This is a genomic window from Faecalibacillus sp., from assembly GCF_047023275.1.
Classification (GTDB): Bacteria; Bacillota_I; Bacilli_A; order Erysipelotrichales; family Coprobacillaceae; genus Faecalibacillus.
On record NZ_JBKYAR010000018.1, the window covers coordinates 1 to 23,681 of the forward strand.

23 protein-coding genes are annotated in these 23,681 nt (G+C 29.0%); 18 read left to right on the forward strand and 5 right to left on the reverse strand.

What is annotated here, in order from left to right; translation table 11 throughout:
- The first annotated feature begins 173 nt into the window (after window positions 1-173).
- The 8 genes from dnaE to pyk all read left to right on the forward strand — a co-directional run bounded on the left by dnaE (window position 174) and on the right by pyk (window position 11,925).
- Entirely contained in the window at window positions 174-3,239 is a 3,066-nt protein-coding gene (gene dnaE / locus ACLVEP_RS07525; protein ID WP_412583929.1) for a DNA polymerase III subunit alpha, read from the forward strand.
- 1 nt (window position 3,240) lies between these two features.
- Window positions 3,241-5,853 carry a DNA polymerase I gene (polA, locus tag ACLVEP_RS07530; protein ID WP_412583931.1) on the forward strand — a complete coding sequence of 871 codons (2,613 nt, stop codon included), beginning with the start codon at window positions 3,241-3,243 and terminating at the stop codon, window positions 5,851-5,853.
- A gap of 8 nt (window positions 5,854-5,861) precedes the next feature.
- The gene (gene mutM / locus ACLVEP_RS07535; protein ID WP_412583933.1) at window positions 5,862-6,671 is read left to right on the forward strand and encodes a DNA-formamidopyrimidine glycosylase; all 810 of its coding nucleotides are present in this window, start codon (window positions 5,862-5,864) and stop codon (window positions 6,669-6,671) included.
- Window positions 6,668-7,264, forward strand: a complete 597-nt coding sequence (gene coaE / locus ACLVEP_RS07540; RefSeq protein ID WP_412583935.1) for a dephospho-CoA kinase — start codon at window positions 6,668-6,670, stop codon at window positions 7,262-7,264. The genes mutM and coaE overlap by 4 nt, the downstream gene beginning before the upstream one ends.
- A complete protein-coding gene (locus ACLVEP_RS07545; RefSeq protein ID WP_320096941.1) occupies window positions 7,242-8,495 on the forward strand; it encodes a DnaD domain protein in 1,254 nt (417 codons plus the stop codon). Before coaE ends, ACLVEP_RS07545 begins: the two co-directional genes overlap by 23 nt.
- Window positions 8,496-8,506: 11 nt before the next feature.
- On the forward strand, window positions 8,507-9,394 hold the full coding sequence (locus ACLVEP_RS07550; RefSeq protein ID WP_412583938.1) for an ATP-binding protein: 888 nt from the start codon (window positions 8,507-8,509) through the stop codon (window positions 9,392-9,394).
- A 98-nt stretch (window positions 9,395-9,492) separates the two neighbouring features.
- Entirely contained in the window at window positions 9,493-10,452 is a 960-nt protein-coding gene (pfkA, locus tag ACLVEP_RS07555) for a 6-phosphofructokinase (RefSeq protein WP_022002930.1), read from the forward strand.
- A gap of 39 nt (window positions 10,453-10,491) precedes the next feature.
- Window positions 10,492-11,925, forward strand: a complete 1,434-nt coding sequence (pyk, locus tag ACLVEP_RS07560) for a pyruvate kinase (RefSeq protein WP_412583940.1) — start codon at window positions 10,492-10,494, stop codon at window positions 11,923-11,925.
- A gap of 41 nt (window positions 11,926-11,966) precedes the next feature.
- On the opposite strand, the gene ACLVEP_RS07565 is transcribed toward pyk, so the two are convergent.
- Complete coding sequence (locus tag ACLVEP_RS07565) at window positions 11,967-12,590, reverse strand: LexA family protein (RefSeq protein ID WP_318000978.1); 624 nt, start codon at window positions 12,588-12,590, stop codon at window positions 11,967-11,969.
- 377 nt (window positions 12,591-12,967) lie between these two features.
- Here ACLVEP_RS07565 and ACLVEP_RS07570 point away from each other — a divergent pair, with 377 nt between their 5' ends.
- The gene (locus ACLVEP_RS07570) at window positions 12,968-13,831 is read left to right on the forward strand and encodes a DegV family protein (RefSeq protein WP_320096954.1); all 864 of its coding nucleotides are present in this window, start codon (window positions 12,968-12,970) and stop codon (window positions 13,829-13,831) included.
- 33 nt (window positions 13,832-13,864) lie between these two features.
- Here ACLVEP_RS07570 and ACLVEP_RS07575 read toward each other — a convergent pair whose 3' ends face one another.
- Window positions 13,865-14,458 carry an AAA family ATPase gene (locus tag ACLVEP_RS07575; RefSeq protein WP_412583942.1) on the reverse strand — a complete coding sequence of 198 codons (594 nt, stop codon included), beginning with the start codon at window positions 14,456-14,458 and terminating at the stop codon, window positions 13,865-13,867.
- Between the two features lie 100 nt (window positions 14,459-14,558).
- Here ACLVEP_RS07575 and ACLVEP_RS07580 point away from each other — a divergent pair, with 100 nt between their 5' ends.
- Entirely contained in the window at window positions 14,559-15,848 is a 1,290-nt protein-coding gene (locus ACLVEP_RS07580) for an alpha-amylase family glycosyl hydrolase (RefSeq protein WP_412583943.1), read from the forward strand.
- Between the two features lie 180 nt (window positions 15,849-16,028).
- Window positions 16,029-17,336: an IS4 family transposase gene (locus ACLVEP_RS07585; protein WP_412583945.1), complete on the forward strand. Its 1,308-nt coding sequence runs from the start codon at window positions 16,029-16,031 to the stop codon at window positions 17,334-17,336.
- Window positions 17,337-17,514: 178 nt separating this feature from the next.
- Here the strand turns inward: ACLVEP_RS07585 and def are convergent, their stop codons facing one another.
- Complete coding sequence (gene def / locus ACLVEP_RS07590) at window positions 17,515-18,084, reverse strand: peptide deformylase (RefSeq protein ID WP_412583947.1); 570 nt, start codon at window positions 18,082-18,084, stop codon at window positions 17,515-17,517.
- Between the two features lie 53 nt (window positions 18,085-18,137).
- Window positions 18,138-18,326, reverse strand: a complete 189-nt coding sequence (locus ACLVEP_RS07595; RefSeq protein WP_022002922.1) for a hypothetical protein — start codon at window positions 18,324-18,326, stop codon at window positions 18,138-18,140.
- Between the two features lie 124 nt (window positions 18,327-18,450).
- On the opposite strand from ACLVEP_RS07595, the gene ACLVEP_RS07600 reads away from it, so the two are divergent.
- Genes ACLVEP_RS07600 through coaD form a run of 7 tightly spaced genes read left to right on the forward strand, consistent with a single transcriptional unit; the run spans window position 18,451 to window position 21,811 of the window.
- Window positions 18,451-18,711 (forward strand): UPF0223 family protein, encoded by a 261-nt coding sequence (locus ACLVEP_RS07600; RefSeq protein ID WP_412583948.1) that lies wholly within the window; start codon window positions 18,451-18,453, stop codon window positions 18,709-18,711.
- Window positions 18,711-19,937: an FtsW/RodA/SpoVE family cell cycle protein gene (locus ACLVEP_RS07605; protein ID WP_412583950.1), complete on the forward strand. Its 1,227-nt coding sequence runs from the start codon at window positions 18,711-18,713 to the stop codon at window positions 19,935-19,937. The genes ACLVEP_RS07600 and ACLVEP_RS07605 overlap by 1 nt, the downstream gene beginning before the upstream one ends.
- A 29-nt stretch (window positions 19,938-19,966) precedes the next feature.
- A complete protein-coding gene (ylbD, locus tag ACLVEP_RS07610) occupies window positions 19,967-20,257 on the forward strand; it encodes a spore coat protein YlbD (protein ID WP_412583952.1) in 291 nt (96 codons plus the stop codon).
- On the forward strand, window positions 20,254-20,433 hold the full coding sequence (locus ACLVEP_RS07615; RefSeq protein ID WP_412583953.1) for a YlbE-like family protein: 180 nt from the start codon (window positions 20,254-20,256) through the stop codon (window positions 20,431-20,433). Before ylbD ends, ACLVEP_RS07615 begins: the two co-directional genes overlap by 4 nt.
- Window positions 20,430-20,777, forward strand: coding sequence for a YlbF family regulator (locus ACLVEP_RS07620; protein WP_320096955.1), 348 nt, complete (start codon window positions 20,430-20,432; stop codon window positions 20,775-20,777). Before ACLVEP_RS07615 ends, ACLVEP_RS07620 begins: the two co-directional genes overlap by 4 nt.
- On the forward strand, window positions 20,774-21,322 hold the full coding sequence (gene rsmD, locus ACLVEP_RS07625; protein ID WP_412583954.1) for a 16S rRNA (guanine(966)-N(2))-methyltransferase RsmD: 549 nt from the start codon (window positions 20,774-20,776) through the stop codon (window positions 21,320-21,322). The genes ACLVEP_RS07620 and rsmD overlap by 4 nt, the downstream gene beginning before the upstream one ends.
- Window positions 21,323-21,325: 3 nt before the next feature.
- The gene (coaD, locus tag ACLVEP_RS07630) at window positions 21,326-21,811 is read left to right on the forward strand and encodes a pantetheine-phosphate adenylyltransferase (RefSeq protein ID WP_318000264.1); all 486 of its coding nucleotides are present in this window, start codon (window positions 21,326-21,328) and stop codon (window positions 21,809-21,811) included.
- A gap of 277 nt (window positions 21,812-22,088) precedes the next feature.
- Here the strand turns inward: coaD and tnpC are convergent, their stop codons facing one another.
- The gene (gene tnpC, locus ACLVEP_RS07635; protein ID WP_270470625.1) at window positions 22,089-23,654 is read right to left on the reverse strand and encodes an IS66 family transposase; all 1,566 of its coding nucleotides are present in this window, start codon (window positions 23,652-23,654) and stop codon (window positions 22,089-22,091) included.
- Between the last annotated feature and the right edge of the window lie 27 nt (window positions 23,655-23,681).

A 23,681-nucleotide genomic window follows, 5' to 3' on the forward strand; every position in this document is an offset into this window, starting at 1 on the left:
TTTATAGATTGTTTGTAATGATTATTTTAACGTATTCTTTTTTTGAAATGTTGTATTTGTTTTTAACGTTATATGTTGGTCTAATCTTAATTTTATTATCTTTGAAAACATTTTTGTAATTCTTTTAATCAAAGATGATTTAGCGTATAATATGGAAAAAAGGTGGTGGCAATATGATTGGTGAATTGAATGTCTATAGTTGTTATAGTTTTCAAAATAGTACGATTTTAATTCAAGATTTATGTAAAAGAGCGAAAGAATTGCACATGGAAGCGTTAGCTTTAACAGATATCAATAATATGTATGGTGCAATTGAGTTTTCTAATGCTTGTCATCATTATGGGATAAAACCTATTTTTGGGATGCAAGGGGATGTACTCATTGATCAAGAGGTTTATCCTTTTTTATTCTATGCAAAAGATCAAATTGGTTATCATGATTTAATGAAAATATGTAGTGATATTAATTTAAGTGAACAAAAGGCGATTGAATTAGAAAGATTATCTTTATATCATGAACATTTATTTATCATTTCTGGATGTAAAGAAGGTATTGTTGAAAGATTAGTTTTAAAAGAATTAGAATCTGAAGCTTTAAAGTATATCGCTTTATTTAAAAAAATGTTTAAAGACAATTATTATATTTGTATTCAAGATCATCATTTAAAAATGCAAACATTTTTAAATGAGCGCTTAAAAGCACTTGCCACTTTACAAGAAGTAAAAGTTTGTGCTTCGAATGAAGTGCGTTATTTATATCCACAAGATGCTTTAGCTATTGATTTAATGCAAGCAAGTATCCATGGAGAAAAAATTGATCGAAATTATAAAGTACAAACAAATCAGCTGTATTTAAAAGATGCTTATGAAATGTCTTTATTATTTGATCGTGAGATAATAGAAAATACAAATGATATTTTAAGAAGATGCAATGTCACTATAGAAACTAATAAAATGCATCTACCACATTATCCTTTACCTGAAAATGTAACAAGTCAAAATTATTTACAACAGCTTTGTATTGTTGGTTTAAAGAAAAGATTTAAAGGAAAAGAAGTTCCTAGAAGCTATATAGAACGTTTAAAAAAAGAATTAAAGGTCATTGCTAAAATGGGATTCAATGATTATTTTTTGATTGTTTTTGATTATGTAAGATTTGCGAAAACACATGATATTCAAGTGGGTCCAGGAAGAGGAAGTGCTGCTGGAAGTTTAGTGAGTTATGTTTTAGGAATCACGAATATTGATCCTTTAAAATATGATTTAATATTTGAACGTTTTTTAAATGAAGAGCGTGTTTCCATGCCTGATATTGATATTGATTTTCAAGATGATAAAAGGGATGAAGTTGTTAAATATGTTACAGAAAAGTATGGACAAGAACATGTTGGACAAATTGTTACTTTTGCCACCTATGGACCTAAGGTTGCTTTAAGAGATTTAGGAAAAGTTGTTTCAGTTCCTTTACCTAAATTAGAAATGATGTCAAAGTATATTCCAACACAAGGAAAAAATAGAAAAACAGTGAAAGAAGTTTATGAATCTTCCTATGCTTTTGCAAGTATGGTCAATCAAGAAGAGATGTTACGAAAAATTTTACCAGCAATCTATCTTGTAGAACGTTTGCCACGTAATATTTCAATGCATGCTGCAGGGGTCGTTTTATCAGGAGATTGTTTAAATGAAGTGGTTCCTCTAACAAAAGGTCCTAATCAAAATGTATTGACACAGTACTCTAAAAATTATATTGAGAGTGTTGGTTTATTAAAAATGGATTTTTTAGGATTGAAGAATTTAACTGTGATTTCTGATATTTTAAAAAATATTGAAAAGTATGAGGGTATTCATTTAAATTTAAATACGATTCCTTTAAATGATGAAAAAACATTTAAGATGTTATCAAATGGAGATACGTTAGGAGTTTTCCAATTAGAATCACCAGGAATGAAGAATTTGTTTAGAAGATTGAAACCAAGCAGTATTGAAGATATTGGGGCAGCCAATGCTTTATATAGACCAGGTCCAATGTCACAAATTCCTCATTATATTGCTAGAAAATTTCATCAAGAAAAAGTAGAGTACCCACATGATGATTTAAAAGATATTTTAAAATCAACGTATGGTATTATTATTTATCAAGAACAATTAATGCAAGTTGCACAAAAGATTGCTGGTTTTTCACTAGCTAAAGCAGATATATTAAGACAAGCAACTTCTAAAAAGACACTTGGATTAATGGAATCGATGAAAGAGGACTTTATAAATGGTGCTTTAAAAAATGATTATGAAAAAAATCAGGCTGAATATATCTTTGGATTAATTGAAAAGTTTGCAGATTATGGTTTTAATAAAGCTCATGCGATTGCCTATGGTTTAATTGGTTATCAACTTGCGTATTTAAAAGCCAATTATCCATTATCTTTTTATGGGGCAATTCTTTCTAATGAACAAAATAGTGATGTTCATAAAATGGAATATATTGCAGAAGCTAAAAAATATCAAATTAGAATTTTACCGCCATCCATTAATTATTCTGAACATTATTTTAAACAAGTAGAAGGTGATTTACGTTTTTCATTGCTAGCTATTAAAAATGTTGGACAAGCAGGTTATCTAGCAATTGTTGAAGAAAGACAAAAGAATGGCTTGTTTAAAGATATTTTTGATTTTGTTTCGCGAATGGAAGGAAAGAAAATCACGAGTTTAATGTTAGAAAGTTTAATTGATGCGGGTGCTTTTGATGAATTTGGACTTAATCGTGCGACTTTAAAAGCTAATTTAGAAAAGATTACAGAGTATGCACATTTAAAAAATATGATTGGTATTGATGAACCACCTATTTTAGAAATTATTAAAGAAAATAAAATGGTGCGTTTAGAATTAGAAAAGAAAGCGTTAGGTGTATATTTAACACAACATCCTTTAGCTTATATGAAACAAAAAATCAATCAACCAATTCTTGCAGTCGCAAATTTAAATGAATATGTTTCAAAAAATGTGAGAGTGTTATTATCTTTATCAAGGGTCAAAGTGATTGTTGATAAAAAAGGAAATGAAATGTGTTTTATTGAAGGATTTGATGAAACTGGAAATGTTGAGGGAGTTGCTTTTTCTTCAACGTATCAAAGATATAAGACATTATTAGAAAAAAATAAGATTGTATGTATTGAAGGAAAGATGAACTATCGAGATAAGCTTTCTTTGGTGGTACAAAATGTTAAAGAAGTGAATGAGGTATAAAATGGAAAAAATAGTTGTAATAGATGGAAATTTTTGGTTATTTAGTTGTTATTATGCAACAGCTGCAATGGGAAATTTAATGGTCAATAAAGATGGTGTACCAACAAATGCTGTTTATGGTTTTGCTAATAGATTAGAAAGTTTGTTAAAACAAAATCCAGAGTACATTGTGGTTGCTTTTGATGCTAAAGGGAAGACTTTTAGAAGTGAGTTATTAGAAGAGTACAAAGGGACAAGAAAGCCAACGCCTGATGAACTTATTTGTCAGTTTTCAATGGTTAGAGAATATTTAGAGGCTCATCATATTCCTTATATTGAAAAAGAAGGATATGAAGGTGATGATATTATTGGAACAATTTCTAAAAAGGCATCAAATCAAGGCATGGAAGTGGCTATTTATACAAATGATAAAGATATGATGCAACTGATCAACCCACAAGTTAAACAATATAAGAAGCCACAAAGAACAAATGATTATGAAATTATTACTGTTGAAAGTTTTAAAGAAAAATATAATTTAGAGCCTGATCAAATGAGAGATCTTTTAGGGCTTATGGGCGACAGTGCTGATAATATTCCTGGAATTCCAGGAATTGGCGAAAAAACAGCTTTAAAGTTATTAAACCAATATGGGACAATTGAAAATCTCAAGGAACATATGGATGAATTAAAAGGCAAAATGGGTGAAAAAGTGAGAACGAATATTGATTTAGGTCTTTTATCTAAAAAAATTGCCACAATCATGACAGATGCACCTGTTGACTTAGATTTAGAAGCTTGGAAATATGAAGGACAAGAATATAATGATGATCTTGCAGAGTTCTATAGACGTTATGATATGAATTCTTTACTTAAAAGAATGTCTTTATCTACAGAAAATAAACAAAGTAAACCTTTAGAATACAAAATTGTTGAAAACTTACCAGTTATTAAAAAAAATACAGCTGTAGTTGTAGGTGTCTATGATACTAATTATCATAAATCTGCTATTTTAGGATTTGGTCTTTATAATGAAGATGAAGCTTATTATATTTCTTTAGAAAATGCTATGCATGATGATAACTTTAAGTCTTTCTTAAAAGATGAAAAGATTGAAAAATATGGTTATGATATAAAAAAATGTATGAATGCTTGTCGTTGGCATGGATTAGAAGTTAAGGGATATACTTTTGATTTACAGCTTGCTTCTTATATTTTAAATCCTTCTTTGAAAGATGAAATTAAAATTGTTTGTGATTATTATCAATATTTTGACTTACAATTTGATGAGGAAGTTTTTGGTAAAGGAGCTAAAAAACATGTACCAGAAGAAGATATTCTTTCTAAACATTATCTTTTACAAGCAAAAGCAATTTATGAATTAAAAAATGAAGCAGAACAAAGATTGAAAAAAGATCAACAATTTGATTTATACAAAAATGTTGAAATGCCTGTAGCGTATATTTTAGCGGATATGGAATTTCAAGGAGCTAAAATGGATAAAGATGTTTTAAAACAATTGGGAAATACATTTAAAGGTCAAATTGATCAATTAGAAAAAGAAATTTATTTATTAGCACATAAAGAATTTAATATTTCATCACCTAAACAATTAGGAGAAGTTTTATTTGAAGATTTAGGATTACCTAATGGTAAGAAAACAAAAACTGGTTATTCTACATCAGTAGATGTTTTAAATAAATTAAAAAATGTTCATCCAATTATTGATAAAGTCTTAAATTATCGTACTTTAAGCAAACTTTATTCAACTTATATTATTGGTTTGCAAGAACAAATTTTTATTGATGGAAAGACACATACCATTTATAACCAAGCTTTAACACAAACAGGGCGTTTATCATCAACTGATCCTAACTTACAAAATATACCGGTTAAAACAGAAGAAGGAAAACTTATTAGAAAAGCGTTTGTTCCTGAATATGATTATTTAATATCTTTTGATTATTCACAAATTGAATTACGTGTACTTGCCCATCTAGCCAATGTTACAAGCTTAATAGAGGCATTTAATCATAATAAAGATATTCATCGTCATACAGCAAGTGTTGTTTTTGGCGTAAGTGAAGATGAAGTTACATCATCAATGCGAAGAAATGCAAAAGCTGTTAATTTTGGAATTATTTATGGAATGTCTGATTATGGTTTGGCTGAACAATTAGGTGTCAGTGTTAAAGAAGCTAAATCTTTTATTCAAAAATATTTTGAACAATATAGTGAGATTCAAGATTATATGAATAAAAATATTGCTTTTGGAAAAGAAAATGGTTATGTTTCAACTGTTTTAAATAGAAAAAGATATATTCCAGAAATTAATGAAAAAAATTATATGAGACAAGAATTTGGTAAAAGATTAGCAATGAATTCTCCAATTCAAGGATCAGCTGCTGATATTATTAAACTTGCAATGATCAAAGTGGATCAATTATTAAAAGAAAATCATATGAAATCAAAGATGATTTTACAAGTACACGATGAATTGATTTTTGATGTTTATCAAGATGAATTAGAAAAAATGATGAAACTTGTAAAAGAAGGTATGGAAAGTGCTTATCAAATGAAAGTTGAATTAAAAGCTGAAGGTACTTACGCTAAAAATTGGTATGAGTTGAAGTAGGTGAAAAAATGCCAGAGTTACCAGAAGTAGAAACGGTTCGTCGAACGTTAGAAAATTTTATTTTAAATAAAAAGATTAAAAATATAAAAATTTTATATCCTAAAATCATTGAAGATGATCAAGAAGAATTTATAAAAGTTTTAAAAAATAAAACTTTTAAAGAAATTGATCGTGTGGGAAAGTATTTGATTTTTAAATTAGAGGATGTTGCTTTTGTTTCCCATCTTAGAATGGAAGGAAAGTATCAAATATGTAAGATAGGTGATGCGCTTTCTAAACATGATCATGTTATCTTTGTTTTAGATGATGGCATAGAGTTAAGATATAATGATGTTAGAAAGTTTGGAAGAATGAAATTAGTGGATCTTGATAATTATAAAAATCAGCTACCTTTAAGCAAATTAGGGCCTGAGCCTTTTGAAATAGATTATTTAGAGCTTTATCAAAAACTAAAAAAGAAAAATAAGGCGATTAAAACAGTTCTTTTGGATCAAACAATCATGACAGGGATAGGAAATATATATGCTAATGAAATTTGTTATCAAATGCATTTAAATCCTTATACAAAGGCAAATGTTTTAAGTAAAAAAAGGGTTAAAGAATTAGTGGATGTAGCTTGTGAAATTTTAAATGAGGCGATTTTACAAGGTGGAACAACAATTCATTCATTTAGTGCAAACGGGATAGATGGTTTATTTCAAGTACAATTAAAAGTGCATATGCAAAAGCATTGTCCATTAGGACATGAGATAAAAAAGGTAATGATTAATGAAAGAGGGACATATTATTGTCCAATATGTCAAAAGGCAAAAAGATGAAAGTATATGGGATAACAGGAAGTATTGCGTGTGGAAAGTCTACAGTAACACGTTATTTAGTTGAAAAAGGATATAAAGTTGTTGATGCAGATCAACTTTCTAGAGATGCTTTAACAATTGATCAAGAAAGTATTTTGAAAGTTCAAAATTTATTTGGTTGTGTAAATGAGGGTATTGTTGATCGAAAGGCATTAGGAAAGATTGTTTTTCATGATACAAAAGCTAAAAGACAATTAGAGGGGATTATACATCCTTATGTTATTTCTAAGATGAAAGAAGAAATTGAAAAAAATAAAGATAAGGATTGTATCTTCTTAGATATTCCTTTATTATATGAATCTCATTTGGAATATTTATGTGATGAAATTATTGTTGTTTATTTAAATGAAAAAAAACAAGTTCAAAGATTAATGACAAGAGATCATATTGATGAAAAATATGCTTATACGATTATGAATAATCAAATTTCTTCTTTAAAGAAAAAAGAAATGGCGGATATTGTTTTTGATAATAATCAAGAAGTAGAAGATTTATATAAACAAATCGATGAATTTATAGAAAGGATCAGTCATGAAAGAATTATTAACGAGTGATATTTATCAAGTAAGAAGTAGTTATATGTTAGATGTAATAGGGTATAAAACGTTATTACAACTTTATCAACCATTATTAGGAATGGAAGCTACTGCTCTCTATTTGACACTCAATAGTGAATTAGATCAAATGACACTGACAAAAAGTCCTGCCTTGATTTCTAGATTATGTAAGATATGTGGTTTTTCATTGAATTCTTTACAAGATGCATTTAATAAATTAGAAGCAGTAGGACTTGTTTGTTCATATGTTAAACAAAAAAATGATAATCGTTATCTCTTTGATTTGCAAATGCCTTTATCACCTCAAGAATTTATGAATCATCGTATTCTAAATAGTTTATTAAAAGAAAGATTGAAAGATGAATATGAAAAGACAGTTGCAACTTTTCAAGTGTATAATGTTAATTTAAATGATTATCAAGAGATCACATCATCGTTTACAGATGTTTTTGAAATTCATTTACATGATAAAAATGTTTTACAAAATAAAAAATATAAACAAAAGATACACCAATCTATCGAAAATAATTATGATTTAACTTTATTTTATCAAGGTTTAGAAAACTTACAGTTATCAAAGAAAATGTTTACAGCTGATGATGAAAAAGTAATTCAACAACTAGGAATTTTATATCATGTTAACGCTTTAGATATGCAAGATCTTGTTAAACAGTCAATGGTTGATCAACATTTAAATAGTCGACTTTTAGCGCAAAATTGTAGAAATTACTATGATTTGAAAACACCAGAGAAATTTACAGAGGTCTTTCATAAACAATCTCCTTTACTTCAAAGTGAAAAACAGGGAGACTCTTCTTTGCAACAACATATTTATTATTTAGAAAACATTTCACCTTATGATTTATTAAAAGATAAAATGGGTGGTAAAGAACCTCTTAAAAGAGATCTTCAGGTAATTGAATCTGCTTTATCAACATTGCAATTAGAACCTGGTGTAGTTAATGTTTTAATAGAAACAACATTACAAAAATGTGATCAGTCATTACCTAAGAATTTTATTGAAGCATTAGGTAGTCAATGGAAAAGAAAGAAAATTAAAACAGTACAAGAAGCTATTGAAGAAGGAAAAGCGTATTTGAAATATCAAAATCAAAAACATCATGATTGGGATGATTTTACAAAAAATATTCAAATTGTTTCTCAAGAAAAATCATCACAAGAAGAAGTTGATGAGGATGCTTTAGCGATGTTAGAAAAATATGACTAGGAGGAAATAAAATGCAAAATTTACAAGATTTACATCTATTTGATGATAATCAAAGCTTTCAAAAACAAAAAGAAGAAAGTATTAATGAACTCATGAATGATCCATATATTATGAAAGTTTTATCTGATGGTAAAGTTGGACGTGATTTTGTAGAAGATAATTGGGTAGAATTTTTGGATTTTCAAGAAGATATGCAAAAGTGTAAAAATTGCACTGGACTTCATCAATGTCATAAGGTTTCTAAGGGAATGAAACAAGCAGTAAATGTAGAAAATCAACATTTAAAAACAGTTCTTTTACCTTGCAAGTATGGTAAAGAAATATTAGAAAAGCAAAATATATTAAGTCATATTACTGTTTCAAATGTGAGTGATGATTTATTGTTGTCTGATTTAAAATCAATTAAGGATATTATGAATAAAGAGCTTGCAAGTACAATTGATCATTTCTTATCAAATACTTCAAAAAAAGGGTTGTTTATTTATGGACCATCAGGTTGTGGAAAATCTACATTAGCTGGTTTTTTAACGAGATCACTTGCTAAACAAGGATATCGTTTAGGATATATTCATTTTCCTACATATTTAATAGATTTGAAGAATTCTTTTAGTGAATTTGGAAATGATAATAATATAGAGGAACTTCGTAATGTAGATTATTTAGTGATTGATGATCTAGGTGGAGAAAATGTGACGAGTTGGTCAAGAGATGAGGTATTATCTGCGGTCTTGACTTATCGTAGTCAGAATAAAAAAATCACATTATTTACAAGTCAATATGGGCAAGATGATTTAATAAAAATTTATACTTTGAAAAAAGATGCACGTGAAAAAATAAAAGTAGAGCGCTTACTTAACACAATATTTACAATGAGTATGCCAATTATGATAAAACAATAAGATTTAGCATAATAAATGTGTAAAAATTCTTGTAGAAAAGTCATGATTTGTGCTAAAATCACTATGTATGAAATGTTATGAAATAGGGAGTGAACATTATGGTTAAATGTATAGGAGTTTTAACTTCTGGAGGAGATGCTCCAGGAATGAACGCTGCTGTTCGTGCAGTAGCGCGTACATGCTTAAATAAAGGAATTGAAGTTTATGGTGTAAAACTTGGTTATAAAGGTTTACATGATGGAGAATTTATTAAGTTTGATCGTCATAGTACACGTAATATCATCAATATCGGTGGTACTATGTTAAAATCAGCAAGATTTCCTGAATTCAAAGATCCTGAAGTAAGAAAAGAAGCAATTGAAAAAATGAAAGAAGTAGGAATGGAAGCTTTAGTTGTTATCGGTGGTGACGGAAGTTACAATGGTGCATTAAAGTTAACTGAAATGGGAATCAATTGTATTGGTATTCCAGGAACAATTGATAATGATATTCCTGATACTGATCATACAATTGGATTTGATACTGCATTAAATACAATTGTTGATGCATTAGATAAATTAAGAGATACATCAAGTTCTCATCAAAGATGTACAATCCTTGAAGTTATGGGACGTAGATGTGGAGATTTAGCTATCAATGCTGGTATTGCTGATGGTGCTGAAATGGTTATCACTAGTGAAATCGGTTTTGATGAAAATAAAGTAATTGAAGTATTAAAAGCTTCAAAAGCATCTGATAAAAAACATGCAATTGTTGTTATTACAGAACATATTACAGATGTACATGAATTAGCTAAAAAAGTTGAAGCTGCAACTGGTTTTGAAACTCGTGCAAACGTTTTAGGACATATGCAACGTGGTGGTAGACCATCTGCAAGAGATAGAGTTCTTGCTTCAAGAATGGGTGTTTATGCCGTTGAATTACTTGAAGCTGGAAAAGGTGGTTTATGTGTAAGTGAAGTAAATGGTCAAATCAAAGGATTACCAATTACTGAAGTATTAGGACATAAACGTGAAACTGATTTTAGTATTTACGAAGATGCTATTAAACTTCGTTAATATAAACTTAAATGAAAATATGATTGTGAGGATATTAGGATGGTATTAGAAAAAGAAAGAAAAAAGAAAACACGTATTGTGTGTACAATTGGACCAGCTTCTGAAGATAAAAAAGTCTTAACTAAATTAGTTCAAGCTGGTATGAATGTAATGAGATTAAACTTCTCTCATGGTGATTTCGAAGAACATGGGGGAAGAATTAAAACTTTAAGAGAAATCAACAAAGAATTAAACAAAAACGTAGCTATCTTATTAGATACTAAAGGACCTGAAATTAGAACTGGTGATTTCGTTGATGGAAAAACTGAATTCAAAAAAGGTCAAGTTTCTACTATCTGTGTTGAAGATATCGTAGGTACAAGTGAAAGATTCACTATCACTTATAAAGATTTATATAAAGATGTTAAACCAGGTGGTTTCATCTTAGTAAATGATGGTCAAGTAGAATTATTAGTTGATCATGTTGAAGGTACTGATATCGTATGTATCTGTGCTAACGATGGTGTTGTTAAAAACAAACGTGGAATCAACGTTCCAGGAATCAAATTAGGATTCGATTACTTATCAGAAAAAGATATCGGAGATTTAACTTTCGGTTGTCAACAAGGTGTTGATTTCATTGCTGCATCATTTGTAAGACGTCCACAAGATGTTTTAGATGTTAAAAAATTATTAATTGAAAATGGTCGTCCTGAAATTCAAATCATTGCTAAAATCGAAAACAGCGAAGGTGTTGAAAACATGGATGACATCTTAAAAGTTGCTGACGGTATCATGGTTGCTCGTGGTGACTTAGGTGTAGAAATTCCTGCTGAAGATGTACCTTTAATTCAAAAAGAATTAATCAACAAATGTCGTGCTGCTGGTAAAATTGTTATCACTGCAACTCAAATGTTAGACAGTATGCAAGAAAACCCAAGACCAACACGTGCTGAAGTATCTGACGTTGCTAACGCAATCTATGATGGTACAGATGCAATCATGTTATCTGGTGAATCTGCTCAAGGTAAATATCCAGTAGAAGCTGTTGAAACTATGACTAAAATTGCTTTAAAAACTGAAGGAACTTTAGATTATGCTTCATTACAAAGAAAAGCAATCAGAACTGCTCCATTAGATCAAAGTGAAGCTATCTGTATGTCAGTTGCTGAAATTGCATCTAAATTCAATGTTGCTGCAATTATCGCTTTCACTGATTCAGGATTCACAGCTAGAAAAATGTCTAGATATCGTACAAAATCTATGATTATTGCTGCTACTCCAAATGAACAAACTACAAGAGCATTAGCTATCAACTGGGGTGTTAAATCAGTATTATGTAAACAAATGGATACAAGAGCTGCTATGATTGAATATGCTCAAGTTATCGCTAAAGAAAACTTAGTTGAACCAGGTGAACAAATTATTGTTACTGCTGGTACACCAGGTGTTGCTGGAACTACTTCTTACTTAGAATTAATTACAGTAAAATAATTGAATAAAAAAATTCTCCGTTTCAAATGAAACGGAGTTTTTTAATTTCTTTTAGAAATAACAAGAGACAATTTACCAATAATTTTAAATTCATGATAATTATACTCGTTAATTATGATTGGTGAATATTTATCATTTGCAGGTTGTAAAATGATACAATTTTGCTTAGAATCATTAAAATACTTTTTACATGTTGCAATATTATCTTCAATTCCAAAACAACCTATATCACCATTATTTAATTGATTAGTTTTTTCAAAAATAATTAAATCACCAGAATGAATATTTTCATCCTCCATACTATCTCCATCAGCATATTGACAAAAATATTCTTTTCTTGAACTTAATAAAGATTCAGGTAATGAAATATATTCCTCAATATTATCATCTACAAAAATTCCATCTCCACAACAGACATCACTATATAAAGGAATATCTATATTATGGCTATGATGTAAAGGTAATATTTCATCAATCCCAAGTAAATAGTTAGGACTTACATTAAAAATTTCTGCCAGTTTTGTAATTGTTTCCTTTTTCAAATTAGGAACTCTACCATTTTCATATTTTGCAATTGCTGATTTTTGAACGCCTAATAATTCACCGAGTTGTTGTTGAGTTAGACCTTTTTCTTTTCTTAATTTTTTTATTCTTTCGCCAGTCATTAAATCACTCCTTGTGTCTTAATATTACCATATAATCATATAAATAGTAAATAAAATATCTAAAAAAGACACAAATACATTGACAGAGATAAGAATAAGGTTTATATTAAAAATGTCTTAAAAAGAAACAACAAAGATAAATAATGTTAAAAGTTGAAATTAAGGAAACAAAGGAGGAACTATTATGGAAAATTTATCAAATAAAGGGTTAGTGACAATCATTGTTGGAGCATTAATGGTGGGATCAATAGTAGTTCAATGTGTTTCACATATTATAGATGCAATCATTATTTTTTAAAAAATATTGCATTTTATGAATATATAGTTATAATTAGCTCTATTAGTATGAAGTTCAAAGTAAATTTAAGGAGATATTAATGGAAAAAGTAGCGATTATAACAGATTCATGTAGTGATATAAAAAAAGAATATAGAGAATTGTATGATATACATATTTTACCAATACAAATTCAATATGACGGAAAGTGTTATAGAGATGGTATAGATATTACTTCTAAGGATATATATGCTATTCAAGATGAAAAATTAATTAAAACTTCTTCACCAGTTGGAGAGGATTTATTCAGTTTGTTAGATCAACTTAAAGAAAAGGGATATACACATCTTATTGGTTTATTTTTATCTGGTGGTATTTCAGGGACAAGTAATCAAATGAGATTGTTTTGTCAAACTTATGATAGGTTGACATGCCATGTTGTTGATAGTCAAAGTGCTTCTGTAGGTTTGGGTATTATTGCAATAGCACTTGCAAAATATAGAGAAGAAGGAAGATCTTTTGAAGAACTCGTTAGAATAGCTGATGAATTATGTCATCAAAATTATGCGTATTTTTCAATTGATGATTTAAATTATCTTCAAAAAGGTGGACGTATTGGTAAAGCTTCAGCCTTTTTGGGAACAACCTTAAAAATTAAACCAATCTTATCTTTTGAAAAAGAAAAGGGAGAAATTTATATTCCATCTAAAGTAAGAGGTTCAAAAAAAGTAAAATCTAAACTTATTGATTTAATAGAAAATCAGGTTAAAGAGAATCCTCATCAAAAGTTTGCTCTTGCGATAGCAGATGCTGATAATTTAGAAGAAAGAAACGAATTAGAAAAAATGTTAAAAGAACATTTTCCTCAATTGACATATATAATTGATGGTCATGTTGGTGCTGCATTATCTTGTTATTTAGGTTCAGGACTTTTAGGTGTAGCAATTCAATTTTTACCAGAATAAAAAACATTCAGGATACCCCTGAATGTCTTTTTATTATTTCCATAATTTTCCATTTTGATAAACTTTTACAATTAATTGGGCAATTTCATCTATTCCCATATCACTATTGATGCATAAATCATAATCTTTCATATTTGCCCATGTATTTGTTGTGTAGTAGTTATAATAGCTTTTTCTTTGTTTATCTCTTTTTTGTACATACTTTTTAGTATTTTCATGTTCTTCTTTATAATCATTTTCTACACGATTAATTCTTGATTCTAAAGGTGCATAAACGAATATTCTTAAAACATGAGGATAATCTTCTAAAATGTAGTTTGCACATCCATTTACGATGATACAATCTTCTTTTTCTGCAAGATGTTTAATGATTTTTGCTTGTGTTGCATAAACTTGATCATTAATTGGTAAAACGAGAGGACCATTATTGAGTGAGTAAGCAAAGCTTGATGATTTTTCTTGAGATGCTTTACGAATAGTATCAATATCGATACCTAGTTGTCGAGCTGTTTCATCAATAAGTTCATTATCATAGAAAGCAATATTTAATGCTTCTGCTACTTTTTTAGCAATCAGTCTTCCTCCAGAACCATATTCTCTTGTAATAGTAATAATTTTTTGAGTCATAATAAGAACCTCCTTATATAGTATATTATAGCATATTTTTTTAATAACTCTATCTAAATAGTGTATAATAATAGATAGATGTATAAGGAGGTTTTTTATAATGTGGTTTAATGAAAGTGTATTTTATCAAGTTTATACTCTAAATTTTTGTGGAGCACCTTTTGATAATGATGGGGTTGTAGAACATCGTATTTTAAGATTGAATGATTTTATGGATTATTTTGAAGATTTAGGAATAAATGCTATTTATTTTAATCCTGTGTTTTCTAGTGATCATCATGGGTATGATACAAGAGATTATTGTAAGATTGATGAACGTTTAGGTACGAATGATGATTTTGCAATGGTTTGTAAAAATTTGCATGATAGAGGTATTAGAGTTGTTTTAGATGGTGTTTTTAATCATGTAGGAAGAGGTTTTTTTGCTTTTCAAGATGTTTTAAATCATAGAGAAAATAGTCAATATAGAGATTGGTTCAGAATTGATTTTAATGGTAATTCACCTTATAATGATGGTTTTTATTATGAAGGATGGGAAGGACATTATGAATTAGTTAAATTAAATTTAGATCATCCAGATGTTCAAAATTATTTATTAAAAGCTGTTGATTATTGGATAGATGCCTTTGATATTGATGGTATTCGTTTAGATGTGGCTTATAGTTTACCAAGATGGTTTATGGCAATGTTGAAAGATCATTGCAGACAAAGAAAAGCAGACTTTTTCTTGTTGGGAGAAGTATTAGGTGATAATGCGGGTTATATGTTTAGTGAAGCTCATTTAGATAGTATTACAGATTATCCTGGGTTTAAAGGATTATGGTCGTCATTTAATTCTTTAAATATGTTTGAAATGGCACATACAATAAAGCGTAATTATGGAGAAATGTACAGAGGACAAACATTATTTAGTTTTGTAGATAATCACGATGTAGAAAGAATTGCTTCAAAATTAACAGATTTAGATAAGTTACCACTTATTTATGGCATGTTATTTTCTTTACCTGGAATCCCATGTATTTACTATGGAAGTGAATGGGGACAAACGGGAAAAAAAGAACAAGGAAGTGATAATTCTTTAAGACCAGAGTTTACAAAACCAATGCCTAATGAATTAACAGAATATATTAAAAAATTGATTTCTATTAGAAATCAATCATCAGCTTTACAAAAGGGTGATTTTAAAGAGCTTGTTTTAACAAATAAACAATTTGTTTTTGAACGATTTGATCAACAAGAAAGAATTATTGTTGCTTTGAATTTGGATGAACAAGAATATACACTTTCTTTAAATGAAAATCTTTTCTCATTAATAGATCAACAAGAAATTAATAATCAAGGTCAAATAATATTAAAACCAAAGACAATTCAATATTTTAAAGTAAAATAAAAGGTTCTAAGTGACAATGTCATTAAGTTAAGACTTGATGACTATAGGAGGTTTACATAAAAAGGTAGACCTCTTTTTTATTTTTGATATTGACAACACAATAAATGTATGCGGCCTATTATCAATTTCTTTTATTGATAATAGGCCTATTGTTTATAGATATCGTCGGAGGTACTTATTATGGACAACTATAAACATTTAAAAAATATTTTATATCACATCATTGATGATATGAATAATTCACGTTCTCTTTTTTGTGAAAACCCTGATACTGATTTTATTCGTTCTCGTAAACTTGATTTCAAAACAACCATCTCTTCTATCCTTTGTATGGAAAATGGTTCTTTAAAAGATGAACTCTATAAATTTTTTGATTACTCTTTGACTACTCCTACTTCTTCTGCCTTTGTACAATCTCGAAGCAAAATTAAAATGGAAGCTTTTCTTCATATCTTCAATACCTTCAATACTGAAACATATGATGAAAAGCTCTTTAAAGGTTATCGCCTTTTAGCTGTCGATGGAAGTGAACTTCCTATCGATAATACTTTTCAAGACGGTGAAACAACTGTTAGAAACTGTAATAAATATGGCAAATCATATAGTGCTTTTCATTTAAATGCTTCCTATGATTTGTTGGAATGCACTTATGATGACCTTATCATACAAGGTCAGGTTAAAATGGATGAAAACGATGCCTTCTGTCAAATCGTTGATCGTTATCGAGGTAATAAAGCTATCTTTATCGCCGACAGAGGTTATGAATCCTATAATGGTTTTGAACATGTTGTAAAGTCCAATAATAAATATCTGATCAGGGTAAAAGATATTCATTCAAAAACAAGTATGGTCAGATCATTAGGACCATTTCCTGATGAAGAATTTGACTTAGATGTAAGCAGGGTCCTTACATTAAAAAATACAAAGATGGTAATGGCATGTCCTCATTACTACAAATGGTGTCCTAAAAATATGAGATTTGATTATATGTCCAAGGATAATCCATGGTATGAATTCAATTGCAGAATTGCAAGATTTAAAATCACTGAAAATACATATGAATGCATCATTACTAATCTGGACAGAGATGAATTTCCTATAGATGATATCAAAGAACTCTACAATAAACGTTGGGGGATTGAAACATCTTTCAGACAGGTGAAGTATGCCATTGGATTGAACGCACTTCATTCAAAGAAAAGAAAACTTGTCCAGCAAGAAATCTATGCTCGACTTACACTTTACAATTTAACACAAAGAATTGTTCAAAAAATAAAGATACCAAAGAAAAAAAGAAAATATACATATCAGGTAAACTTTACAAGAGTATGCCATTTGATAAGAAAATTTCTAAACAAAAAAGATGGAAAGAATCCATCTTTAGAGAATCTGATAGTTAAAGAGATCCTGCCAATCCGACCCGGTAGATCCCACGAGCGAAATGTCAAATCAAAAACATTTGTCCATTTTAACTACAGATTTGACTAGTCGAAAAGATTATATAACAATAATGCAATAAAAACGAGAATATTTTTAAAAAGTCATGAAAATGACACTTTTTTAGCTACAACAAAATAAAAATCAGAAGAATCTATCTGATTGATATTTCTTCTGATTGAATTTATGTCATATTAACTTAATGACATTGTCTAAGTGAACCTTTTATTTATTCAATAACCATAGCATTTTCAATTGGTACTAATGGATATTCTTTATTAATATGATCATAATATAAAACACCATCGAAATGATCAAGTTCGTGTTGTAAACAAATAGCTAAGAATCCACGAGCAACAATTTTTACATCTTTTTTTGTAAGAGCATCAAACCCTTCAACAGTAATTTTTGCATGACGTGGGACATATCCTTTAACATCATCAGGAACTGAAAGGCATGCTTCACCAGTTTTTAAATAAGATTGTTTTGGTGTATAAGAAACAATCTTAGGATTTGCTAGAGCATAATCAGTAGATTTTGTTACATTTCCATCTTCATCATAATCTAAAACATGAATAGCACACATTCTTTTTGGAATACCAAGTTGAATTGCGGCAATACCAACAGCGGGTCTTAAATCATATTTTTCAGAAAGTTCTTCGTCTTGGCTTGCTACTAAAAATTCATGCATTTTCATGAGTAAATCATGATTTTCTTGAGATAAAGGAAGTTCTACCTCTTTTGATACAGTTCTAATTAATTCATTTGAATCATCTATAATATCTTTCATTAATAACATTTTTTTCACCTCATTCGTGGTTATTATAACATATTTTGAGGTGATTGAAATATCTAAGGTCTAATTCTTGAATTACCACAAATGATTAACAATAAAAAAACGACTAAAACAATCGCAAACCAGCTACATCCTGTATTATTGCAACCGAATCCACCCATGATAGGTGTATAGCCACATGTGTTACATCCGCCACATCCAAATGGATTATTAACATATCCATTACAGTTATAATCACAGTTCATTGTTTATCCCTCCTTTACTATTACCATATTATGTTTTCAAATAATTGTATGGGGGATTTATCATAAGTCATTTATTTTTATAGTTTTTTAAGTTATAATGTTTTACTGAAATGAGGTGTAAATAATGGACTATAATTATCCACTAGACTATACATGGTCAACAGAAGATATTATTGATGTTATGTCTTTATATAATGCAGTAGAAAAAGCTTATGAAGAAGGAATAAGTAAAGCTGATTTTTTAAATGCATATAGAAAATTTAAAAATGTTGTTGGAACAAAAAGTGAAGAAAAACAAATTGATAAAGAATTTCAAAATATTTCTGGATATTCTATTTATAAAGTATTTAAAGCAAGTCAAGAAAACGATTGGATTAAATTATAATGACTAGAAAAATAAAAGCTTTTTTTAGAAAAAAAGGGGCTGATAAGCCAATCTTTTTTGCAGTTTTTGTGTTAATTTGTTTAGGAATCGTAATGATTGGTTCTGCATCTATTGGTGCAGTTTCTTCAAAAGGGACAGCATTTGCAATAAAAAATATGATTACACAATCTATTTATGTTGCTATAGGTCTTTTTGTAATGATGATTCTTACAAAGGGTTTTAAATTAAAAATGATCAATTATAGAAGTTCTATAGCTATCTATATTGTAGGAATTATTTCAATGTGTTGTTGTGTTTTTTGGACGACAAAAGGATCTCATGCTTGGATTCATTTAGGACCTTTTACTGTTCAACCTGCTGAATTTATGAAAGTTGCGATGGTTCTTATTTTATCTTATATGCTTACTGAAACAGATTCAGCCTTTGTTGTAAAAGGAAAATTTAGAACGGCTGAATTAAAAAGTAAATTTTATAAAGATAAATTTAAAAAATGTGTATTGTTACCACTTGCTTTAATGATTTTTGCTTTTGGTATAGGAGTATTTGTTCAAAAAGATTTAGGAAGTTCGCTTATTTTAGCAATTATTTGTTTTATTTGTTTTATGTCAACACCAAGAGATTATTATAAAAAATATAAAAAACTAGTTTGGATTGCATTAGCAGTATCAGTTGTTATTTTAGGATTTTTAATTACTGCTGTTTTACAAAGCTATCAGTTACAACGTATTAATTCTTGGTTAAAGCCTTTAGAAATAAAAAATATTTATAGTAGTTCATGGCAACTTGTCAATTCATTGATTGCTTTTGCTGATGGTGGTATTTTTGGTTTAGGGTTGGGAAATTCTATTCAAAAATATGATTATATTCCAGAAGCACATAATGACTTTATCGGTGCTATTATCTATGAAGAATTAGGTGTTTTTGGTTTGGCTTTGATCATTATTCCTACAGCAATTATTATTTTTAGATTATTAAAATATGCTGATCAAATTCAAGATAATAAATCTAGAGTTATTTTAATAGGAATTTCTTCTTATTTTATGTTACATTTACTTGTTAATTTAGGTGGTGTTTCAGGATTGATTCCTATGACAGGTGTTCCACTTTTGCTTATTTCAGCTGGTGGTTCTTCTACGATTGCTTCATTAATGGCTATCGGTATTGCCCAGGCAATTATTTCTAAATTTAATAAGGAACAATTAGAAAAAACTGACACGCATTCATAAATATGTCATAAGATATATTAGGTGATTTGATGGATAATTTAAAAGAGTTTAAAGCTTTTTTAAAGACAATACCAAGTATTAAAGAGGATGTGTTAAATCATCGTTATACTTGGCAGGAAATATATGAAATCTATACGATGTATGGAGAAAATGACGCCTTTTTTAAACCATATAAAGAACATCCTATAGAAAATATGAATGTTTTAGAAATTATCAAGAATCTAGATTTAGAAGCTTTATCTTCATCTTTACAATCAATAGAAAAAGTTTTGGGAATTGTTTCTAATTTATTAGATAAAAATAAAGAAGGAAAATTATGAAACAAGATGTTCTCGAATATATTCGCAAACATCCAAACTGGTATGTTATATTATGCCAATATCCAGAAAGGTATGATGATTTATTAGATGAGATACATCAAAAAAAACAAAGTACAGTTTTAGAAAAGTTAGAAAGAATATCGATACTTATGAGTATGTTGGAGATGTTACAATGAATGAAACAGTGTACGATTTAATAGACGCTATTAAAGATGATAGGCGTTATATCCAATTTAAAGAACAATCTTTAAAATTATTAGATCAAGAAACAAAAGAATTGTTAGAAAATTATCAAAATCTTTTAAAAGAATTGGATGATTTAAAAAAATATGAAAAATATATTGATTTATCAGAAAAAAAACAAGAATTAAATGAAATAAGAAAAAGAATGTCTCAAAATGAAAACATTCAAAAATATTATCAAAGTTATTATAAAATTAATGAATTATTTGATGAAGTAACAAAAATAGTTTTTGAAAATATTAGTGATTCATTAGATACATCAGGGTATAAATTATGAGAGTGATTGCAGGAAAATATAAAAAAAGACAATTAAAAGTACCTAAAAGTCAATTAACAAGACCGACAACTGATAAAAATAAGGAAAATTTGTTTAATATGATTGGTCCTTATTTTCAAGGAGGAACTGTTTTAGACTTGTTTGGGGGAAGTGGTGGACTAGGTATTGAAGCCATTTCTAGAGGATGTGATGTACTTTATAGTGTAGATCATCAATATGAAGCATTTAAAACAATTAAAGAAAATTTTTCACTTTTGAAGTTAGAAAATTGTTTTCCATTAAAAATGGATTATAAAAAAGCATTGAAATACTTATTTGAAAAAGGAATAAAATTTGATTATGTTTTTTTAGATCCTCCTTATGGAAAAGGACTTGTTGATGATATTCTTCAATATTTAGTGGATCAACAAATGTTGAATCCACAAGCATGTGTTGTTGTTGAAGAATTAAAAGAAGTAGAATTTAAAGAAATAAGTGGTTTGGAATTAAATAGAAGAAAAGAGTATGGTATTACAGCTCTTAATATCTTTTACTATGAGGTTTAAATAATGAAAAAAATAGCTGTATATAATGGATCGTTTGATCCAGTAACTAATGGACATTTAGATATTATTGAACGTGCTGCTAAGATATTTGATGTTTTATATGTCACAATAGCAATTCATCCTACAAAAGTAGGACTGTTTACAATTGAACAAAGAAAAGAATTATTAAAAGAAGCAACTGCTCATTTAAAAAATGTAATTGTAGATTCAACAGATGAATTGTTTATGGATTATGTCAAAAAAGTAAATGGTCAAGTTCTTATTCGTGGATTACGTTCGACAACAGACTTTGATTATGAATTACAATATGCACAATCAAATCAATATTTAAATAGTCAAATTGAAATTATGTATTTAATGACTAAACCTTCACATTCTTTTATTTCATCTTCAGTTGTTAAAGAAATAGCAAGCTATCATAAACCATTAACAGGTCTTGTACCTGAATGTGTAGAAAAAGCATTAAAAGAAGTATATCAAAATCAATAAAAGGGTAACCAAATAATTTAGGGGGAAAGCCAAATTATTTAGGGGACAACTTTAGAGGTTTTAAGAAAACCCTGTTGAAAGTTAGGGGGCACTTTAGGGGGCAACCTAAAAATTCATAGAAAATAAGTTTAAAGGAACAATCAAATAGGTTGTTCCTTTAATTTTGTCTAGATACATTTAACGTAAGCGTCAAATAACGAGCATAAAAAGTACTGGATGAAAACCAACCAGATAGGATCATTCTGTTTTTTAATTGATGCTCAAAAAGGACATATCGCTATGCCTTTTTGTCCCTATATAATGTTTTTGGTAATTTCTTTGACCATGGCATGATTTCTTCCAGCATGTTTTCTGTTAATTTATTTCCTGCCATTTTTGTAAGTATGTATTCTATGTAGTCATAAGGTTTTAACTTGTTCATTTTTGCACTTTCAATAATGCTGTATGCCGCACCACTTGCCTTGGCTCCATTGATACTGTTACTGAATAGAAAGTTCTTTCTTCCTATGACAAAGACTTTACAACATCTTTCCGCTGAGTTGTTAGAAATTTCAACACGTCCATCTTCTATGTAATATCTTAAATATTTTTCATTGTTGATGGCATAGGTCAAAGCAGTATGCAAATGTGTTTTCTCAACTGAATGAGGATAGACAGCTTTGACTTTTTGATAGAACTCATCAAGAACTGGCAATGAATTCTTTTTTCTTTCCTCAGTTATACGATCAAAATCATTTCTGTATTTTTTATCATATACCTTTTCCAGGTGGAACAGTTTGTTAAGCATCTGATACATTTTATATGTTTCTGTTTCTTTTATTTCTGTTCCTTTTGGTGCTACATCCATGACTTCTACAAACTTCCTTCTAAGATGTGCAAAGCATCCCATGTTTTTTACATCTTCCACATTTGAATATGCCTTATAGCCATCACTTTGTATAATTCCCTGATATCCTTCTAAGAAGTTGCTCGCTCTTTCATGTTTTCTGTCATTTTCAAACTGATAGAGAACCATTTGCTTTTCTTCGCTTCTTCCTGTTTTATAAACCCATACGTAGCTGTCCTGTCTTCCTTCACTTTTTTTAAGTTCCAGTACTTCCAGGGTTGTTTCATCTGCATTGATATAGCTGCATTTGAGAAGTTCCTTATGCATATAGTCAACAAATGTCTGAAAATAAAGATCATAGAGCTTTATGATCCAGTTGGACATTGTCTGTCTTGACAGCGTGATTCCAACTCTTTCAAGTGCCTTTTCCTGTCTGTATAGCGGCAATGACAGATTGAACTTTTTATCCAGAATAGATGCAAGCAGTGATGGTGATGCAAAGCTCTTTGGAATAACAGATGCTGGCACATCACCCTTATACATTGGAGTTGTTTCTATTTCTTCATCATAATCTGCACTGTAGACATACTGAACATGTCTGATGACTTCATAGTATTCCTTATGATGAACAAGTTCTTTTCTTTCATTCGTTCCAATAAGTCTTAATGGTTTCCCTGTTCGAGGGTCAGTTTTATCTTCTATATCATGTTCAACAACTGTTTCAGGAAGATCATCAATATTTCTTTTTCTTGATTTCTTTCTTGAATGTGATGACACCCTTACCTGAAGTTCAGGTTCTGCTTTTATGGGTGTTTCTTCAGTTTCAGCTTCATTAAAAATATTGAGTGTCAACTGATTAGGAATTTCAGTCTTTTCAGTTCTTGAGCCATAGAGAGTCTTTTTATAAAGTACAAGCTGTTCATGAATATAATTCAGTTCCTGTTTGAGACTTTCTATGACATTGTTTTTAGCTTCAAGTTCTGCTTCTAGCTGACTGATTCTTTCTTCATTTTTCATTGATCATCACATCCTTAAAACACAAAA

Coding starts and splice junctions, on each gene's coding strand:
- dnaE (WP_412583929.1), top strand. CDS start 174: ATGATTGGTGAATTGAATGTCTATAGTTGTTATAGTTTTCAAAATAGT.
- polA (WP_412583931.1), top strand. CDS start 3,241: ATGGAAAAAATAGTTGTAATAGATGGAAATTTTTGGTTATTTAGTTGT.
- mutM (WP_412583933.1), top strand. CDS start 5,862: ATGCCAGAGTTACCAGAAGTAGAAACGGTTCGTCGAACGTTAGAAAAT.
- coaE (WP_412583935.1), top strand. CDS start 6,668: ATGAAAGTATATGGGATAACAGGAAGTATTGCGTGTGGAAAGTCTACA.
- ACLVEP_RS07545 (WP_320096941.1), top strand. CDS start 7,242: ATGAAAGAATTATTAACGAGTGATATTTATCAAGTAAGAAGTAGTTAT.
- ACLVEP_RS07550 (WP_412583938.1), top strand. CDS start 8,507: ATGCAAAATTTACAAGATTTACATCTATTTGATGATAATCAAAGCTTT.
- pfkA (WP_022002930.1), top strand. CDS start 9,493: ATGGTTAAATGTATAGGAGTTTTAACTTCTGGAGGAGATGCTCCAGGA.
- pyk (WP_412583940.1), top strand. CDS start 10,492: ATGGTATTAGAAAAAGAAAGAAAAAAGAAAACACGTATTGTGTGTACA.
- ACLVEP_RS07565 (WP_318000978.1), bottom strand. CDS start 12,590: ATGACTGGCGAAAGAATAAAAAAATTAAGAAAAGAAAAAGGTCTAACT.
- ACLVEP_RS07570 (WP_320096954.1), top strand. CDS start 12,968: ATGGAAAAAGTAGCGATTATAACAGATTCATGTAGTGATATAAAAAAA.
- ACLVEP_RS07575 (WP_412583942.1), bottom strand. CDS start 14,458: ATGACTCAAAAAATTATTACTATTACAAGAGAATATGGTTCTGGAGGA.
- ACLVEP_RS07580 (WP_412583943.1), top strand. CDS start 14,559: ATGTGGTTTAATGAAAGTGTATTTTATCAAGTTTATACTCTAAATTTT.
- ACLVEP_RS07585 (WP_412583945.1), top strand. CDS start 16,029: ATGGACAACTATAAACATTTAAAAAATATTTTATATCACATCATTGAT.
- def (WP_412583947.1), bottom strand. CDS start 18,084: ATGTTATTAATGAAAGATATTATAGATGATTCAAATGAATTAATTAGA.
- ACLVEP_RS07595 (WP_022002922.1), bottom strand. CDS start 18,326: ATGAACTGTGATTATAACTGTAATGGATATGTTAATAATCCATTTGGA.
- ACLVEP_RS07600 (WP_412583948.1), top strand. CDS start 18,451: ATGGACTATAATTATCCACTAGACTATACATGGTCAACAGAAGATATT.
- ACLVEP_RS07605 (WP_412583950.1), top strand. CDS start 18,711: ATGACTAGAAAAATAAAAGCTTTTTTTAGAAAAAAAGGGGCTGATAAG.
- ylbD (WP_412583952.1), top strand. CDS start 19,967: ATGGATAATTTAAAAGAGTTTAAAGCTTTTTTAAAGACAATACCAAGT.
- ACLVEP_RS07615 (WP_412583953.1), top strand. CDS start 20,254: ATGAAACAAGATGTTCTCGAATATATTCGCAAACATCCAAACTGGTAT.
- ACLVEP_RS07620 (WP_320096955.1), top strand. CDS start 20,430: ATGAATGAAACAGTGTACGATTTAATAGACGCTATTAAAGATGATAGG.
- rsmD (WP_412583954.1), top strand. CDS start 20,774: ATGAGAGTGATTGCAGGAAAATATAAAAAAAGACAATTAAAAGTACCT.
- coaD (WP_318000264.1), top strand. CDS start 21,326: ATGAAAAAAATAGCTGTATATAATGGATCGTTTGATCCAGTAACTAAT.
- tnpC (WP_270470625.1), bottom strand. CDS start 23,654: ATGAAAAATGAAGAAAGAATCAGTCAGCTAGAAGCAGAACTTGAAGCT.